The sequence below is a fragment of the Streptomyces pseudoechinosporeus genome (genome assembly GCF_054783935.1).
Map to the genome: position 1 here is coordinate 96467 of NZ_BAAGPS010000005.1, position 16002 is coordinate 112468.

15 protein-coding genes are annotated in these 16002 nt (G+C 69.2%); 11 read left to right on the forward strand and 4 right to left on the reverse strand.

The genetic code is table 11. The features are described from left to right. Nucleotide 1 precedes the first annotated feature (1 nt). Entirely contained in the window at nucleotides 2–166 is a 165-nt protein-coding gene (gene rpmG, locus ACYVO6_RS07090) for a 50S ribosomal protein L33 (protein ID WP_003999141.1), read from the reverse strand. Between the two features lie 62 nt (nucleotides 167–228). Between rpmG and rpmB the strand changes: the two genes are divergently transcribed. The 3 genes from rpmB (at nucleotide 229) to ACYVO6_RS07105 (ending at nucleotide 1359) form a co-directional block, all read left to right on the forward strand. Then, nucleotides 229–465: a 50S ribosomal protein L28 gene (rpmB, locus tag ACYVO6_RS07095; RefSeq protein WP_165338562.1), complete on the forward strand. Its 237-nt coding sequence runs from the start codon at nucleotides 229–231 to the stop codon at nucleotides 463–465. After that, a complete protein-coding gene (rpsN, locus tag ACYVO6_RS07100) occupies nucleotides 465–770 on the forward strand; it encodes a 30S ribosomal protein S14 (RefSeq protein WP_461058404.1) in 306 nt (101 codons plus the stop codon). Before rpmB ends, rpsN begins: the two co-directional genes overlap by 1 nt. Nucleotides 771–840: 70 nt before the next feature. After that, on the forward strand, nucleotides 841–1359 hold the full coding sequence (locus ACYVO6_RS07105) for a hypothetical protein (protein ID WP_461058406.1): 519 nt from the start codon (nucleotides 841–843) through the stop codon (nucleotides 1357–1359). A gap of 99 nt (nucleotides 1360–1458) precedes the next feature. Here the strand turns inward: ACYVO6_RS07105 and ACYVO6_RS07110 are convergent, their stop codons facing one another. Continuing rightward, nucleotides 1459–2586, reverse strand: a complete 1128-nt coding sequence (locus tag ACYVO6_RS07110; RefSeq protein ID WP_461058408.1) for a DUF2786 domain-containing protein — start codon at nucleotides 2584–2586, stop codon at nucleotides 1459–1461. Nucleotides 2587–2841: 255 nt separating this feature from the next. On the opposite strand from ACYVO6_RS07110, the gene ACYVO6_RS07115 reads away from it, so the two are divergent. Together ACYVO6_RS07115 and ACYVO6_RS07120 are read left to right on the forward strand one after the other, a co-directional pair. After that, a complete protein-coding gene (locus ACYVO6_RS07115; RefSeq protein ID WP_461058410.1) occupies nucleotides 2842–3411 on the forward strand; it encodes an RNA polymerase sigma factor in 570 nt (189 codons plus the stop codon). Further along, nucleotides 3404–4408, forward strand: a complete 1005-nt coding sequence (locus tag ACYVO6_RS07120) for a CU044_5270 family protein (RefSeq protein WP_461058412.1) — start codon at nucleotides 3404–3406, stop codon at nucleotides 4406–4408. Before ACYVO6_RS07115 ends, ACYVO6_RS07120 begins: the two co-directional genes overlap by 8 nt. A 446-nt stretch (nucleotides 4409–4854) precedes the next feature. Here ACYVO6_RS07120 and ACYVO6_RS07125 read toward each other — a convergent pair whose 3' ends face one another. Next, complete coding sequence (locus ACYVO6_RS07125; RefSeq protein WP_461058414.1) at nucleotides 4855–5205, reverse strand: hypothetical protein; 351 nt, start codon at nucleotides 5203–5205, stop codon at nucleotides 4855–4857. Between the two features lie 291 nt (nucleotides 5206–5496). Between ACYVO6_RS07125 and ACYVO6_RS07130 the strand changes: the two genes are divergently transcribed. From ACYVO6_RS07130 to ACYVO6_RS07145, 4 genes are all read left to right on the forward strand, one after another. Further along, entirely contained in the window at nucleotides 5497–6126 is a 630-nt protein-coding gene (locus tag ACYVO6_RS07130; protein ID WP_461058416.1) for a LysE family translocator, read from the forward strand. A 321-nt stretch (nucleotides 6127–6447) separates the two neighbouring features. After that, the gene (locus tag ACYVO6_RS07135) at nucleotides 6448–7056 is read left to right on the forward strand and encodes a Uma2 family endonuclease (protein WP_461058418.1); all 609 of its coding nucleotides are present in this window, start codon (nucleotides 6448–6450) and stop codon (nucleotides 7054–7056) included. Between the two features lie 172 nt (nucleotides 7057–7228). Further along, nucleotides 7229–7960: a Clp protease N-terminal domain-containing protein gene (locus ACYVO6_RS07140; RefSeq protein WP_461058420.1), complete on the forward strand. Its 732-nt coding sequence runs from the start codon at nucleotides 7229–7231 to the stop codon at nucleotides 7958–7960. Between the two features lie 93 nt (nucleotides 7961–8053). Further along, nucleotides 8054–9742: a bifunctional 3'-5' exonuclease/DNA polymerase gene (locus ACYVO6_RS07145; protein ID WP_461058422.1), complete on the forward strand. Its 1689-nt coding sequence runs from the start codon at nucleotides 8054–8056 to the stop codon at nucleotides 9740–9742. Between the two features lie 147 nt (nucleotides 9743–9889). On the opposite strand, the gene ACYVO6_RS07150 is transcribed toward ACYVO6_RS07145, so the two are convergent. Next, nucleotides 9890–10738, reverse strand: coding sequence for a glycosyltransferase family 2 protein (locus ACYVO6_RS07150; protein ID WP_461059314.1), 849 nt, complete (start codon nucleotides 10736–10738; stop codon nucleotides 9890–9892). A 364-nt stretch (nucleotides 10739–11102) separates the two neighbouring features. On the opposite strand from ACYVO6_RS07150, the gene ACYVO6_RS07155 reads away from it, so the two are divergent. Together ACYVO6_RS07155 and ACYVO6_RS07160 are read left to right on the forward strand one after the other, a co-directional pair. Further along, entirely contained in the window at nucleotides 11103–13445 is a 2343-nt protein-coding gene (locus ACYVO6_RS07155; protein WP_461058424.1) for an ATP-binding SpoIIE family protein phosphatase, read from the forward strand. Nucleotides 13446–13670: 225 nt separating this feature from the next. Next, nucleotides 13671–16001, forward strand: a complete 2331-nt coding sequence (locus tag ACYVO6_RS07160; RefSeq protein WP_461058426.1) for a WD40 repeat domain-containing protein — start codon at nucleotides 13671–13673, stop codon at nucleotides 15999–16001. The last annotated feature ends 1 nt before the right edge of the window (nucleotide 16002 follow it).

A 16002-nucleotide genomic window follows, 5' to 3' on the forward strand; every position in this document is an offset into this window, starting at 1 on the left:
ATCAGCGCTCCTCTCGGAAGTCGACGTGGCGGCCCACGACGGGGTCGTACTTGCGCAGGGTCATCCGGTCGGGGTCGTTACGCCGGTTCTTGCGCGTGACGTACGTGTAGCCGGTCCCGGCCGTGGACCGGAGCTTGATGACCGGACGGAGTTCGTTGCGTGCCATGTGGCTAGTATATGAAAACGGATCCCGTTTCCAATAACAAGGAACCAGAGAGGTACGTCACCATGTCCGCCCACTGCATGCTGACCGGAGCCCAACCGGGCTTCGGCAACACCATTTCCCACTCCCATCGGCGTACGTCCCGCCGCTTCGACCCCAACATCCAGAGCAAGCGCTACTGGCTGCCGAGCGAGGGCAGGCACGTACGGCTGAAGCTCAGCACGAAGGGGATCAAGACCGTCGACACGATCGGTATCGAGGCGGCCGTGGCCAGGATTCGTGCCCGTGGGGTGAAGGTCTGATGGCGAAGAAGAGCAAGATCGCGAAGAACGAGAAGCGCCAGGAGATCGTCGCGCGGTACGCCGCCCGCCGGGCCGAGCTGAAGGAGATCATCCGCCGGCCGTCCTCCTCTGAGGCCGAGAAGCTCGCCGCCCAGGAGGAACTGCGCAGGCAGCCGCGCGACGCCAGCGCCACGCGCGTACGCAACCGGGACAGTGTGGACGGACGGCCGCGCGGGTACTTGCGCACCTTCGGGCTCTCGCGGGTGAATCTGCGTAAGCAGGCGCACGCGGGTTTTCTGCCCGGTGTGCGCAAATCGTCCTGGTAGACGGTCCTGCTATACGCACTGGTAGCTTGCGGTCGACCAGCTTCTTTTGGCCCGACCCTTGGGGGCTTCAGTGACTTCGGCGACCTTCTCGCGCAGGCAGGCGCGGCTCGCGTCCGTGGCGGCGGGGCTGGCTGCCGCGCTCGTCCTGACCGGGTGCAGTGGCAGCGACGACGGGGGCGGGGACGAGGCCTCGTCGCCCCAGCCGAGCGCGGCGGCGAGTTCGGCTGACGCCGACGGGGGCTCCGGTGATAGCTCCGGTGGGGGCGCTGCCGAGGCCGATGGCTTGGAAGGCAGCTGGGTCACCACGAAGGACGGCAAGCTCGTCGCGCTGATGATCGACGGTGCGAAGGCCGCGCTGTTCTCGACGGGCGGGTCCATGTGCAGTGGGACCGCCGGGGAGACGTCGGGCACCCAGAAGATCGCCCTGAAGTGCAGCGACGGCAACGAGGACCGGGCCGCGGGCGTGATCGACTCCGTCAACTCCTCGACCATGAAGGTCACATGGGAGGGGTTCGGCGAGGAGACGTACACGCGGTCGGAGGACGGGAAGTGGCCTGAGGAGTTGCCTACGGCCGACTTGGGCTCCTGAGTCCGGGCCTTCTTCTGATGTCGCTGACGGTCCGTGGAATCCAACCCTTCGGGTTCCGCGGGCCGTTCGGCTTTCCGGGGTTCGGTTTTCCGGGTGCGGTCAGGGCAGTTGCTGATGCGGTTCTACTTGGGCCCGGTCTGCCGCTTCTGCGCCCTGGGTCCAGCCCGCCGCGTCGTTGACCCCGCGCACGCGGGTCATGGTCGTCTCCGGGAACATGCGGTCCGTTCGGTCGCTGACCGCGGCCTCGCGGGTGGCGAGGACCGGGAGGAGGTCCGGGGTCACCTGGGTCTCGGTGGCGGACGTCAGGCGGGTGGCGATGCGGTGGGCGTACGCCGCCAGGAACGACTGGCGGAAGGTCTTCGTACGGCGGCGGCCGGACGCGCGGGCGGCTGCCTCCGCCTTCGTCATCGCGGCGGTGGCCTGCACGAGCAGTGAGGTGTGGAGGAGTTCGACCGCCTCCAGATCCGGCTCGAAACCGACCACCGTGGAGAAGCCGAGGGGTTCGTTCCATACGGCGCGGCAGCGGTTCGCGGCGGCGACCGCATCGAGGAGGGTGGCCTTGGCCGTCTCGTACGGCGGGTCGATCCCGATCCGGCACGCGCCGGGCGCGTCCGCGGCGGGGGCGTGCGCCGCGAGCAGGGCCTCGTCGATGCTGTGCCGCGCCATCAGCTCCTGCGCCTTGCCGGTGAGCGCCTCGGCCTCCTCCGGGAAGCCAGTCGCCTCCGCTTTGGCGAGCAGGGCGCGGATGCGGGGGAGCATGCGGGACTCGGGCGTTTTGTGGGGTGCCTTGTGGGGTGGCTTTGCGATCGGGTCGTCGAGCGGTTCGAGGGGTGGCAGGCGGAGGAGTAGCCGGTACAGCTCCAGTACGGCGGTCGCGTACGAGAAGCGGTCCGTTCGTACGGTGCGGGGGTCCAGGTCCTCGAGTTGGGCCGCCCATCGCCGTCCGCGCGGCTGCTTCTGGCGGGCCTCCGCGCTGAGGATCAGGCCCGACACCAGGCGTACGTGTGTCTCGTCCAGCTCGCGTCGCACGATCCGTACGACATCGGCGGGCTGCCAGCCGCGCCGCCAGGCCGTGGCGATGAACTCCTCGCCGCGCAGGGCGAGTTCGGCGTCCGCCGAGGGGTCGGCGGCGAGCAGGGACGCGGCCGTGTCGAGGGTCGTGTCGGTGTCGGCGTAGAGGGCGGTCTTGAAGGCGCGGTCCACGGTGCCGGGCGTACTCGTACTCACGGGTCGATCGTGTCACGGCTCTTCGGGGTGGAGGGCGCCCCGCAGGAGCAGCGCGTGTACGAGGTGATCGCGGGTCGTCGGCCGGTAGCGCCAGGTCAGGGGCCAGGTGAGGCCGTTGAGGGCGGGGACCGGGATGTACGAGACGCGGTTCGGGCCGGCGGTGAGGCGGGTGACTCCGTCGCCGCAGCCGACTTGTAAACCCTCTGCCCCTGTAAGAAGCGGCCGGTGCCGGACACAGTCAGGGGTGGAGGGGATGTGGACACCAACGCAGACGAGCAGCGATTCACCGAGCTGTACCACCGGCACCGTGCTGACGTGGAGCGCTACATACGCCGCCGACTGCTGACGGACGAGGTCGCGGACGTCGTGTCGGAGGTGTTCCTCACGGCGTGGCGCAGACTCGACGAGATACCGCGTGCCAAGGCCCTGCCCTGGCTCTACGGCGTGGCCCGGCGGACACTCTCCAACGTCCACCGCGCGGACCGGCGCCGAGGCAGCCTGGTCGAGCTGCTGGCGTCTCAGCCACTCCGGCATGCCGACGACCATGCCGAGTCGCCGATGGACGGCATGGAGCTGGCCCGGTCCTTCGAGGCGCTCAGTGATACCGATCAGGAGGTCTTGCGCCTCTCCGTCTGGGAGGAACTCCCCGCCCGCCAGGCAGCGGCCGTGATCGGCTGCACCGCCGCAAGCTTCCACGTGCGCCTCCACCGAGCGCGCTCCCGGCTGCGGCAGCACCTGGCGAACGCGCGAGCAGCCGAACAGGACAACGGAGATCTGCCCGCGCAGCGGGCCACTCGGACGAGTTTCGGGAGAGCTGATGCGTGACACCGACAAGGCGCTGCGGGCTCTGGATCCGGCCAGGCTGACCAGTGAGAACGAATCCCCCGCACTGACGCAGGCCCGATTGAGCTCAATCGTGAGCACGCCACGCCCTGTCCTCGTCGCTCGGTCCCGCCGCCCTGGGCGCTGGGTGCTGGCCTGCGCCGCCACGGCAGTGGCGGCAGCCATCGGCCTCGTCGTCGCGGACCCGTTCGGTACGACGGCCCAGCCGGCCTACGCCGTCACGCCTGCGCCACTGGCGTACCAGCACAGCGACCGGTCTGCCGACCAGGTCCTCGAGGAGATCGCCCGGCGTATCGAAGGCCTTCCGGACGACCGGCCTGTGTCCTGGTCGGCCGAGCACTTCGTGTCGGAAGGCTGGTGGTTGTCCACTCGTGTCGACGGCGTACAGGTCACCTCCGCGGTGATTCCCGAATACCGCGAAACGTGGGAGAAGCCGGACGGCTCCAGGCGCTGGACCGCGCGGACACTGCCGCCTCAGTTCCAGAACGACGAGCAGCGGAGGGTGTGGGAGGCTGCCGGAGCTGTCGGCGACGGTTCTGAAAAGTACTCCGGTACGAGTGAGCCTCCGAGGGAGGCTTCCGAAGAGCCACTGTCCACTCCCGCGGGAATGAAGGCCTGGCTGGCCACAGGGCAGACCTCACTGAGCCCCGGCCTGACCTTCGAGGTGGTGCCCGAGCGATTCATGGACCATGTGTTCTCCCCAGCCCAGCGGGCTGCTCTGTTGCGGGTCCTCAAGAACACAAGAGGGATCTCCTACGAGGGAGAAGTGAAGGACCGTGCCGGCAGGGCGGGGCAGGCGTTCTCCCTGGTATCCGGATTCGGCGGCCTGCCCAACAAACGGACGCTGGTCTTCGACCCGTCCACCGGATCTCTCCTCTCTTATGAGGAAGAACTCACCGGTGACCCAGGCGCACTCAACGTGAGGACTCCGGCAGTAATCGGCTACATGACGTTCCTCAAATCCGAACGCATCTCGTAGACCTTCGAATAGATAGCGGAGGCGGTCACACTCCCCCCGCTACAAAATCGAGTCTTCGAAGTTGAGCGGTGCGGGATGTCCACGGAAATCGGGGGCAAGACGGGCGGGACGGGCGTCCGACTCAGAGAGAATGCCTGCGCCAAAACGGTGCACACTTTCGCCTTCCCCGCTCACTTGCCGCTCACATGAGCGCCCGGGTGGCATTTCTTCTCCTCGTGCTCACTGTTTTTGCACGAGGGTCATGGTGCAGAGGTCTGAGCACGCACAAAGCCGCCGCACAGCGACGACGGCGGTGGCAACTACGTCGAGACGGCACCGATGAGGTCGCTCGGGATATGAGGCGCTTCAGTCGCCAAGAGCTTGAGAGGCACAGGCAGAGCGCCGCTCACCTTGCGCGGGCGAGCGGCGCTCTCGCAGCAACCCGTAGTGCCGAATTCATGGAGAAGCTAGTTGCGGACCGTACCGCTGGAGTCTGGCGCTCTGCGCTTGGCGTCCACGTGGAACCACTCGATCAAGTGAGTTTCAAACAGCATGGCCGCAAATTCTGGGTCCCATCCCGAGCTCAAGTCCGGCATTATCCGCTGGCTGCGGATGAACGTGACCTGGGGAACGGAGTTCATCGTGAAGGTTGCAATTACCCAAACGCCGTCCTCGCGATGTTCGAGAACCAGGTCGCGAAGAGTTCCGGGGCCCTCTTCGGAGGCAAGCTGGTTGCGGATTTTTTCTTCCGCAGAACCCTGGAATCTGGCGAGCCACTCTTGCGGTGGCAGTCCACCGTGAGGCTCTTGATCTGCCAAAACCCTGCCTCCTCCTCGAAGATCACTCCATGAAGGCCGTGATGATCCCTACCGGGCGCCCATCCCGGCCTTCCACAGTTGCCGGACTCCAGCGTCTTGTCGATGAACCCGTCCAGGGAAGTGTCGTTTGGCCCAGAGCAGTACGCCCGACCGGCGACGGGCGGAGGCGTCGGCACACGACCCCGACCCATCCACCGGTAGAAGGCGCAACACTGCCCAACCGCCGGAGGCACCCGTCTCAGTCCGTGAAATTCGGTCGCACCCCGTAAGGGCAACGAAAAGCATGCACGCATGGTCGACACTTCCCTCTACGCAGCGTTTCTGGTTGCCGCACTCGCGTTGGTCGTGAGCCCGGGGCCCGACATGATGTTCATCGTGGCGATGGGCGGCCGTGGTGGCCCGGTCGCGGGGGTGATGGCGGCTGCCGGGGTGGCCTTCGCGATGCTGGTGCATGCGGTGGCCGCGATGCTGGGGCTCTCGGCGCTGTTCACCACCCTGCCGACGCTCTACCACGTACTTCGCTGGGTGGGAGCGGCGTATCTCCTCTACCTAGCGGTCAAGGCGTTCCGGGACCGCTCCGTACCGGTCGAGGAGGGCGGCACCCTCGGGCCGGGCCGGCGGCGCGCTTTCTGGCAAGGCGCGGTCACCAACCTTCTCAACCCGAAGGTGATTCTCTTCAATGTGGCGTTCCTGCCGCAGTTCGTGAACCCCGAACTCGGCCACGTCATGGGGCAGTTCCTCGTCCTCGGCGTCACCCTGGTGGTCATGGGGTTCGCCTTCGACGCCTCGGTGGGTCTGCTCTCCGGGCGCCTCTCCAACCTGCTGCGCCGCAGCCGCCGGGTGGCCCGGGGCCTGAACATCTTCAGCGGGACGGTGTTCACGGGGCTCGCGGTTCGACTGCTCGTGGCTTCACCGAAGTAGCAGGCCCCGGGCAACAACCGCGAACTTCAGCGTCAACGGCGCGGTCCACGGTGCCGGGCGGGCTCGTACTCACGGGTCACCGTCTACCGGGCCGTGCTCGCCACGCTGGCCGAGCACGGCCCGCGCCGTCCGCCCTCGTACCGCCCCCGTCGGACGCCCCCTCCGACCGGGAACTCCTCAACACCCGCCTGAGTACGGCCCTGCACTCCTGCCTGGGCCTCGAGCCGGCCTGCTCCAACTGTTCCCACAAGGCCGAGAGGAGCCCGTACACGCCCGGGTACGCTGAGTAGTGGATGGCCTGCTTCGCAAGAAAGGCGCATCATGACGGTGATGCTGGAACGACCGACGATAAGCGGCACCGAGTCCCCCAGCTTCGAGGGCATGCTGGACGTCCTCGACGAGCTGCACGTGCCCGACGGCTACAAGGCCGAGATCATCAAGGGGAACATCGTCTTGTCGCCATGGTCGAAGGGGTACTACACCCGCGTCATGAACCTGGTGTGCAACCAACTTGAGTCGCACCTCCCCGAAGGCCACGTCATCAGTCAGGCACCTCTGCTGTTTGTTTTCCCCGGGGTCGGGCGCGCGTATGGACCTGATATCCACGCTGCGCACGAGCAGACGCTTGAGACTGAAAGCAACCACCTGGACGGCGAAGGCCTCTCCTTCGTCGCCGAGCTGACCTCGGCCTCGACCCGCGACGACGACCTGACCGACAAGGTAGAGGTCTACGGAAAGGCCGGTGTCCCCGTCTACTTGGTCCTCGACATGCAGGAGGAGCAAACCACCGTCCTGTGGACCCCTTCCGCCAAGGGGTACGAGGCGCACATCACTGTGCCGTTCGGCGAGAAGCTCCAGATTCCCGCCCCGTTCGATTGCACCCTCGACACCGCGGGATTCCAACGACCGAAGAAGCCGAAGGCCGACTGACGCGCCGAAAAGCCAAAGAGGGGCACCCGGCCGGGTGCCCCTCTTCCCATATCCAAGAGCCGGTCCGTCAGAGGAACGAGTTGATCTCGCCGCAGCCACCGGGTGGCCGGGGCCCCGAAGGTGGCGTCAACTCAAGGTTGACACCACTTCACTGTCAACCTACGGTTGACGCATGACCGAGAACTCACCCGCCACCACATCCGTACGTCTCGACGACCTCATCGAAGCCATCAAGAAGGTCCACACCGACGCGCTGGACCAACTCCAGGACGCGGTGATCGCCGCGGACCACCTCGGCGACGTGGCCGACCACCTGATCGGTCACTTCGTGGACCAGGCCCGGCGTTCGGGCGCGTCCTGGACGGATATCGGCAAGAGCATGGGGGTCACCCGGCAGGCGGCCCAGAAGCGGTTCGTGCCGAAGGCCGAGTCGGACCTCGACCCCAGCCAGGGTTTCAGCCGCTACACGCCACGGGCCAGGAACGTGGTAGTCGTCTCCCAGGAGAAAGCCAGGACCGCGGGCAACGACCAGATCCGCACCGAGCACCTGGTCCTCGGCCTGATCGCCGAACCGGACGGCCTCGGGGCGAAGGCGATCACCGCGCAGGGCGTCACCCTGGACGCCGTGCGCGAGGCCGCGACCGCCGCCCTCCCGCCGCGCGCCGAGAGCATCCCCGCACTCATCCCCTTCGACGGCAGCGCCAAGAAGGTCCTCGAACTGACCTTCCGCGAGGCCCTGCGCCTCGGCCACAACTACATCGGCACGGAGCACATCCTGCTCGCGCTGCTGGAGCACGAGGCCGGCACGGGCCTGCTCAGCGGGCTCGGCATCGACAAAACGGCGGTCGAAGCGAACATCGCGAAGGCGCTGGAGAAGATCCGCCAGTCCCTCCAGGAGGAATGACCGGCCGCGACCGCAGCCTGTGCCCGGCGCTGAACACGGCCCTGAACTTGCAGGTCAGGGCCGTTGTCAGACCCTCCTGCAAAACTTGCGGTCATGACTGGCCGGTGGGCTCTCGCGCCGACCGAGGACGGCGGCGCGGAGCTCGCCCCCCTCGGCCCCGACGGGCTGCCCGCCGGACCGCTTCTGCGCGAGCCGGACCTCGCCGAGTCGGTACGGTCCCGGCCCGACGTCGCCCGCTGGGTGTGGCGGTCGACGGCCGAGATCTACCCCCGCCTGCTCGACGCGGGCGTCCATGTAGAGCGGTGCTACGACATCGAGGTCGCCGAGAACCTCCTGCTCGGCCACGAGGGGCGGCTCGGCGAACCCCGGTCGGCGGCAGCCGCGCTGGCGAGGCTGCGCGGCGGCCCCGTACCGCCGGATCCACCGCAGCGTTCCGCCGAGCCGGGCTCGCAGTCCTCCCTCTTCGAACCGCGCCCTGTACACGTACCGCTGGAGCAGCTCATAGAGGTGTACGCGGACCAGCAGCGACGGCACGACGCGACAGCCCTCCCCGAAAGAACACGCCTGCTGACCGCCGCCGAGTCGGCGGGCACGCTGGTGGCTGCCGAGATGAACACGTCCGGGCTGCCGTGGAGCGCGGACGTGCACCGCGAGGTGCTGCACGAACTGCTCGGCGAGCGGTATGCGGGCGGGGGCGAGCCCCGGCGTCTGGCCGAGCTGACGGACGAGGTGTCGGCGGCGTTCGGGCGGCGGGTGCGGCCCGATCTGCCCGCGGATGTCGTCAAGGCCTTCGCGCAGGCCGGGGTCAAGGTCAGGTCCACACGTCGGTGGGAGATCGAGTCCCTCGACCATCCGGCCGTGAAGCCGCTGCTGGAGTACAAGACGCTGTACCGCATCTGGGTCGCCCATGGCTGGTCGTGGCTGCAGGACTGGGTGCGGGACGGGAGGTTCCGGCCGGAGTATCTGCCGGGCGGGACGGTCACCGGGCGCTGGGTGACCAATGGCGGGGGCGCGCTGCAGATCCCCAAGGTGATCCGTCGCGCCGTGATCGCCGACCCGGGCTGGCGGCTCGTCGTGGCGGACGCCGACCAGATGGAGCCGCGCGTACTGGCCGCGATCTCGCGCGACCCGGGCTTGATGGAGGTCGCGGGACGGGAGACCGACCTCTACCAGTCCGTCTCCGACCGCGCCTTCTCCGGTAACCGCGACCAGGCGAAGCTCGCGGTGCTCGGCGCGGTGTACGGCCAGACGTCCGGGGACGGCCTCAAGAACCTCGCCGCATTGCGCCGCCGCTTCCCCGGGGCCGTCGCGTACGTCGACGACGCGGCGCGGGCGGGCGAGGAGGGGCGGCTTGTGCGTACGTGGCTGGGGCGGACGTGTCCTCCGGCGGCGGGCGGCGCCGACTCGGCCGAGGAGGCGGGGATTCCGCAGGACGAGCCGCCTGTCGAGGCCGCCGACGCCGACGAGTGGGTGCCGGGTTACGCCTCCACCAACTCCCGCGCCCGAGGCCGCTTCGCCCGTAACTTCGTCGTCCAGGGCAGCGCCGCCGACTGGACCCTGCTCGTCCTCGCCGCCCTCCGCCGCGCCTGCCGGGACATGGCCGCCGAGCTGGTCTTCTTCCAGCACGACGAGGTGATCGTGCACTGTCCGGCCGAGGAGGCGGACGCGGTGGTGGAGGCGATACAGGAGGCGGCGGACCTGGCGGGCCGGCTGACGTTCGGCGAGACGCCGGTGCGGTTTCCGTTCACGACGGCGGTGGTGGAGTGCTACGCCGACGCCTAAGCGCTCCGCTGGGAGGACGGTGATGCCCTATCGATGTGCGGCTCCGCCGCGGGCGCGGGCCGGTGGGGGCTGGTCGCGCAGTTCCCGCGCCCCTTACGGGGCGCGGTACCGCACCGGGCTTCACCAAGGCCGCCCAGGATGGCGGCCTCAGATGACCGGCGGTCGCCCCAGCCGTGCGAGATGCCACACGGTTCGCCAGCGCATCGGCCGTCGTTCGCCGCCCGGCTCCCTCAGGCCCTCAACGAAGCCGCCGAACCAGGCGCGCAGGCCGCCGATGGAGCGCGTACGCAGGAGGGTCAGCGCGATCCAGACGCCCAGGTGGACGGGGATGAGCGGGAGGGGCAGCCGGCGCCGGGTCAGCCAGACGCGGTTGCGTGCGGTGACCCGGTGGTAGATGGCGTGGCGCGCGGGCGAGGTCTTGGGGTGCTGGAGGAGCAGTTCCGGTACGTATCGGATGGTCCAGCCGGCGTCGGCGGCCCGCCACGCCAGGTCGGTCTCCTCGTGCGCGAAGAAGAACTCCGCGGGCCAGTCGCCGATCTCCGCGAGCATCTCCATCGAGAGGGCGTGCGCGCCCCCGAGGAAGCCGGTCACGAGTCCGCCGCGCAGCGGGTCCTTGGCGCCGAGCCGGGGCACATGGCGCCGCTGGGTCTCGCCGTGCTCGTCGGCGATGCGGAAGGCCACGATGCCCAGGCGCGGATCGGCGGCGTACAGGTCCCGTACCTTGCTGAGGACATCGGTGTCGACGAGCAGTCCGTCGTCGTCCAGCTCGACGACGACGTCCACGTCGCCGAACTCCCGCAGCCGCCGCAGCGCGACGTTCCGGCCGCCCGGGCAGCCGAGGTTCTCGTCGAGCTCGATGGTGGTGACCTCGCAGGGAAGTCCGGTGAACTCGGGCAGGGGGCAGCCGTTCCCCACGATCACGACTCTTGCCGGCGGGAGGTCCTGCTTGGCCACCGAGACCAGCAGCGCTTCGACCTCCACGGGTCGATTCCCCATGGTCACCACGGCAACGGCGATCCGCGGTTCGACCGGCACGACACCCACCCCACTCACTCGACAACGGGAACGATGCTAGCCGTTAACGGTAAGGACGTCTTAAGTACACCTTGAGTTGGAGCTTGTGCCGGCAGACAGGAGCGGGCAGGAATCCGGGCTCCCCTTCGTGGTACGTACGCCGATGAAGATGCGCTCACGGCGTGCGGCCTTCGTGCGGTCTTCGGTGCATTCGATCCACACGCGGGTCCGACTTGTCCGTTCAGTCCTGAGCGCGCACGCTGAGGACTAACAAGGACAGTACTGACATGTCTGACATGACTGGCGCATGACTGGCGCGATTGAGCGAAGCGCGAAGTGAGCGACGATGGACACCGCCACAGCCACCATCAGCCCGCAGGGCATCGTCACGGGCTGGAGCGAAGGAGCTCGCCGGCTGCTGGGTTACAGCGCGCCTGAGATCGTGGGGCGTACCGCGGCCGATCTGCTCGCCACTGTGGGACTCTCCGGCGCCACCGGTTACGCGCTGGCCAGTTCACGGGAGTGGAGCGGCACGGCGGCCCTCCGCCACCAGGACGGTCACCGCCTCGATCTGACCCTGTACTCCGCCCCCTCGCTGGACCGGAACGGCGAGACGCAGGCGTTTCTCGTGACCGCCACCACGGAGGCGCCCGAGTCGGCGTACCACCGCGAGGTGGTGGAGTGGGCGTTCACCCAGTCCTCGATCGCCATGTCCGCCCTCACCAAGGATTCGCGCGGGTGGCACGTCGCCGCGTCGGGGCAGCACACCGACCAGTACCCGAACGAGGGGAACGAGGCATTTCTGCGGTCCGTCGACCGGGTCGCCGAGCAGGCGACGCCGATGCGTTACGAGGGCTGTACGCCGGCGCCGTCCGCCCTCCGGCAGCATGCCTGGGTCACCGAGATGTGGCCCGTCCGGGATCCCGCCACCGGCCGGGTGTGCGGGGTCGGCACCGCCACCTTCGACAGCAGCGAGCAGCACTGGGCGCGGCAGCGGCTGGCCCTGCTGAACGAGGCGGGCACCAGTATCGGCACCACCCTGGATGTGACCCGTACCGCCCAGGAACTCGCCGATCTGGTCGTGCCCCGGCTCGCCGACTTCATCAGCGTGGACCTGCTCGAATCCGTGACCCGCGGGGAGGAACCGGTCGCGGGACCGGTCGACACGGACGTGGTGCTGCGGCGGATCGCGCACGCCTCCGGCTCCGAGGAGAGGCCCGAGGCGGCGGTCGACCTCGGCGAGGCCGACACCTACCCCTCGTTCTCGCCTCCGGCGCGCTGTCTGGCCACCGGGCGGGCGGTGCTCAGCGGGGCGGACGATCCCGACTTCGTACGGTGGATCGGGCAGAGCGAGGCCAGGAGCGCGAGCGTACGCGGGCACGGTTTCCACTCGATCATGGCGGTTCCGCTGCGGGCCCGCGGGATCACGCTCGGGGTGGCCGTCTTCGCCCGGAGCCGGTCCTCGGAGCCGTTCGCCCAGGACGATCTGGTCCTCGCGGAGGAGCTGGCGGGACGGGCGGCCGTCGGCGTGGACAACGCGCGCCGTTACACCCGCGAGCGCACCAACGCGCTCACGCTGCAACGCAGCCTCCTGCCGCGCGAGTTCCCCGAGCAGGCGGCCGTCGAGGTCGCGTTCCGTTATCTGCCGGCCGGTTCGGGGGTCGGCGTGGGCGGCGACTGGTTCGACGTGGTGCCGCTGTCCGGGACGCGGGTCGCGCTGGTCGTCGGGGACGTGGTCGGACACGGGCTGCACGCCGCGGCGACCATGGGGCGGCTGCGTACGGCCGTGCGTACGCTCGCGGATGTCGATCTGCCGCCGGACGAGCTCCTCACCCATCTCGACGACCTGGCCACCCATCTCTCCACGGACGACGACACCATCCCCGAGGGCCTGCCGGACCCCAGAGACTTCGGCGAGATCGGCGCCACCTGTCTGTACGCCGTCTACGATCCGGTCTCGCGCATGTGCACCCTGGCCAGCGCCGGCCATCCGCCGCCCGCCGTGCTGCTGCCCGACGGAACGGTCACCCTGGTCGAGCTCTCGCCTGGGCCTCTTCTCGGCGTGGGCGGGCTGCCCTTCGAGTCCACCGAGATCGAACTGCCCGAGGGTTCCCTGCTCGCCTTCTACACCGACGGACTCATCGAGGCCCGCGACCATGACGTCTGTGCCGGTCTCGACCGGCTGTGCCAGGCCCTCGCCTCCCCCGTGCCCTCGCTCGACGTCACCTGCGACGCCATCCTCAAGGCGCTGCTGCCCGACAGCCGCGCCGACGACGTGGCCCTGCTTCTCGCGCGCACCCGCGCACTGCACGCCGACCAGGTCGCCGTCTGGGCCCTGCCGTCCGACCCGGCGATCGTCGCCGCCGCCCGCGCCCAGACCTCCCGCCAACTGGCGGCCTGGGGGCTGGAAGAGGCGGCGTTCATCACCGAGCTGGTGGTGAGCGAACTGGTCACCAACGCCATCCGGTACGGAGCGGTCCCCATCGGCCTGCGCCTGATCCGCGACCGCGCCCTCATCTGCGAGGTCTCCGACGCCAGCAGCACGGCTCCCCATCTGCGCCGCGCCCGCATCTTCGACGAGGGCGGCCGAGGCCTGCACATGGTCGCCCAGCTCACCCAGGGCTGGGGCACCCGCCAGACCGCCACGGGCAAGACCATCTGGGCCGAACAACCCCTCCCGGCCAGCTGAAGATGAGCGAGCGAAGGGTCGAGCCGGCCCCCGGGGGTGACGAAGCCGGCTCGGGCTCCGGCGGTGGTCGTACCCACACCCTCGGGCTGTTCCATCCGCCCGTCGGCCGGGATCGGCGGTACACCGGGATGCAGCTCGACTTCATCGGTGGGAGGCCGGGCTCCGGGACCGGTCCCGGAGGTCCTGTACGACGCTGGTGGGGCTGTGGGGCCGGGAGGAGGGCGGGTGAGCGCGATGCGGCTGTGGTCCGCCTCCTTGCTGCTGCTTCTGTATCTCGGGGAGCGGTCCCGGCTGGGCTCCTGGTCCCTGGAGACCGTGCTGCGCGCGGCGGACTCCGGTAAGCCGGCGGCCGTACGCGCCCTCGAACGGGCCATCAGTTCCAAGGGACCCGAAGCCGTCTGGTCGGCCTGGCTGCGGCCGTCGGAGTCGGTGTCCGGAACGCCGCCCCGACGCTGGGACTCCCCCGTCCTGGCGGAGTTGGGGGCCGATGCCTCGACGATTCCCGGCTGGGTCGTCAACTTCGCGTGGAAGACCTGGCTGGACGAGGCGGACGCAGCGCTGTGGTCCCTGCTGGAGCAATGGAAACTCCCCGCCAGGGCCGGGGCCGGTTACAGCACGCGTGTGCTCAGCCGGCTGGCGCTCGGCGACGACGAGGTGTCGGTGGATGCGCGTCTGCTGGTCGACACCGCCCTTCGCTTCGACCACCCCATCGGCGAGACGGCCCGTAACCACCTGCTCGCGCAAGGCGGTCCGGAGACCGTCGACCTGTACTGCGCGGCAGCCGTGGACTCGCGCGAGGCGACGGCGTTCTGCATCGCGCACCATCTCGCCCCGGCCCACGAGGTCAAGCGCGTCGTGTTCTTCGTACGCACCGGACAGCAGGAGCAGTACGAGGCGCAGGACCCCGACGGCACTCTCCTCGGCCTCGCCTACCGCGGCGCATCGGCGGAGGAACGGGCGGAGCTGCGGCGCGCGATGACCGCCCTCAGCGGTATCGACACGCTCCGGGTCCTGGCCGGGCAGCGTAACGAGCGGCAGGACTTCGTCGCCCTCAGCGAAGGCGAACGCCGTTACCTTGTACGGCAGTTGAGGCAACGGGGCGACTGGGAGCGGCTGTGGCGGCTGGTCCCGCTGATGACCTTGCCCGAGGCCGTCGCCACGGTCCGGGTGTTCGGCAGATGGCGGCCGTCCGTCGCGGAGGACCACGAACTCTTCGAGGTACTGCGGACCGCGAACCCGGCGGTCGTCAACGACGGGCTGAGCGCCGTGTCGTCCATGCCGTCGCGCATCGAGCCCATTCCGGTCACGCTCGGCGGTGACCCGACGACGTTCGCCGTCCACGACCTCGACTTCTCCTCGGACGGGAGGCAGATCGCCTACGTCGCGAGCATCCAGGACCGCCACTTCGTGACGGGAGTCGTGGACCTCCGCAGGAAGGAGGTCTCGCGGCTGCACACCGAATTCCGGCATCGCCTGACCCACGTCGCGCATGTGGGCCCGGACACCGTCGTCGTCGCCGAGGACTACTCGAGGGCGGTCGGGCCGGCGGACGGTAAGAAGCTCTACCACGTCGATCATCGCGGGGCGCGGGCTCTCGATTTCCAAGCGAACCGTTACTGCGGTCTGGAGCGCATCGCCGGGGAACAGGCCTTCATGGTGGGTGCGCTGCGGCGGTCGTCCGGCCCGGATATGGAGTTCCAGGTGTTCGTCGGCGAAGGTGACGGGCCGCTCGCCGAGAGCCGTGTGCCTCGCCGGATGTCCGGGGTCCATCCGTGGGTCACCGCTGTGCACCCCGACGGCCGGCTGATCGCGGCCCTCGGCCCGGACGACGTCGTGGTCACCGACCTCGCCGACGGGAGGGGCAACAGGCTCTACTTCGGCCGCTCCGTCGTCGGAAAAGAGGCTCACGGCTGGGACGCGGCCTTCTCGCCTTCCGCTCTGGTCCGCATCGATCTCTCCGGCGCTGTGTGCGTGTGGCACGACCCGCTCACCACCGGGCAGACACCTGCCATACCCCAGGGCTGGGCCAGGGCCCGCACCTGGTCCGGCGAACGGCTGCCGACCGGCCTCGCCTGGTCACCCGCCCTGCACCGGTTCCTGACGGTCAACGACGGGCACTTGGAGATCCTCGCCGTGCCGCCGACCGCCGACACCCCCATGCCCCGCGAGCTCATACACGAGCGGATCGAACTCGTCGGCACCGGTCGCGTACAGCCGCCCTGTGCACGCCTGTCGCCCAAGGGCAACGTCCTCGCCGTGGCGGGCGAGGGCACCACCGTCAACCTGTACGACCTCACGCCCCAGGACTGGGTCGCCTCCAGGACCATGGGCTCCCTACGACGCCACGACCTGGCGGAAGTGACGAGGCTCCAGCAGTACCCGGACCTCGGCCACACGGCCCGGCAGGCACTGGATCTGCTGTCGGCCTGCCTGGTCCACCGCTTCCGGCACGACATCGGCATCGGGGACGAGGTGGACACAGCGATCCTGTCCGACCACGACATCGCGCTCGGCGGGGACGGACACCTCTCCCTCGGCGGGGACGGAACGGAGTGAG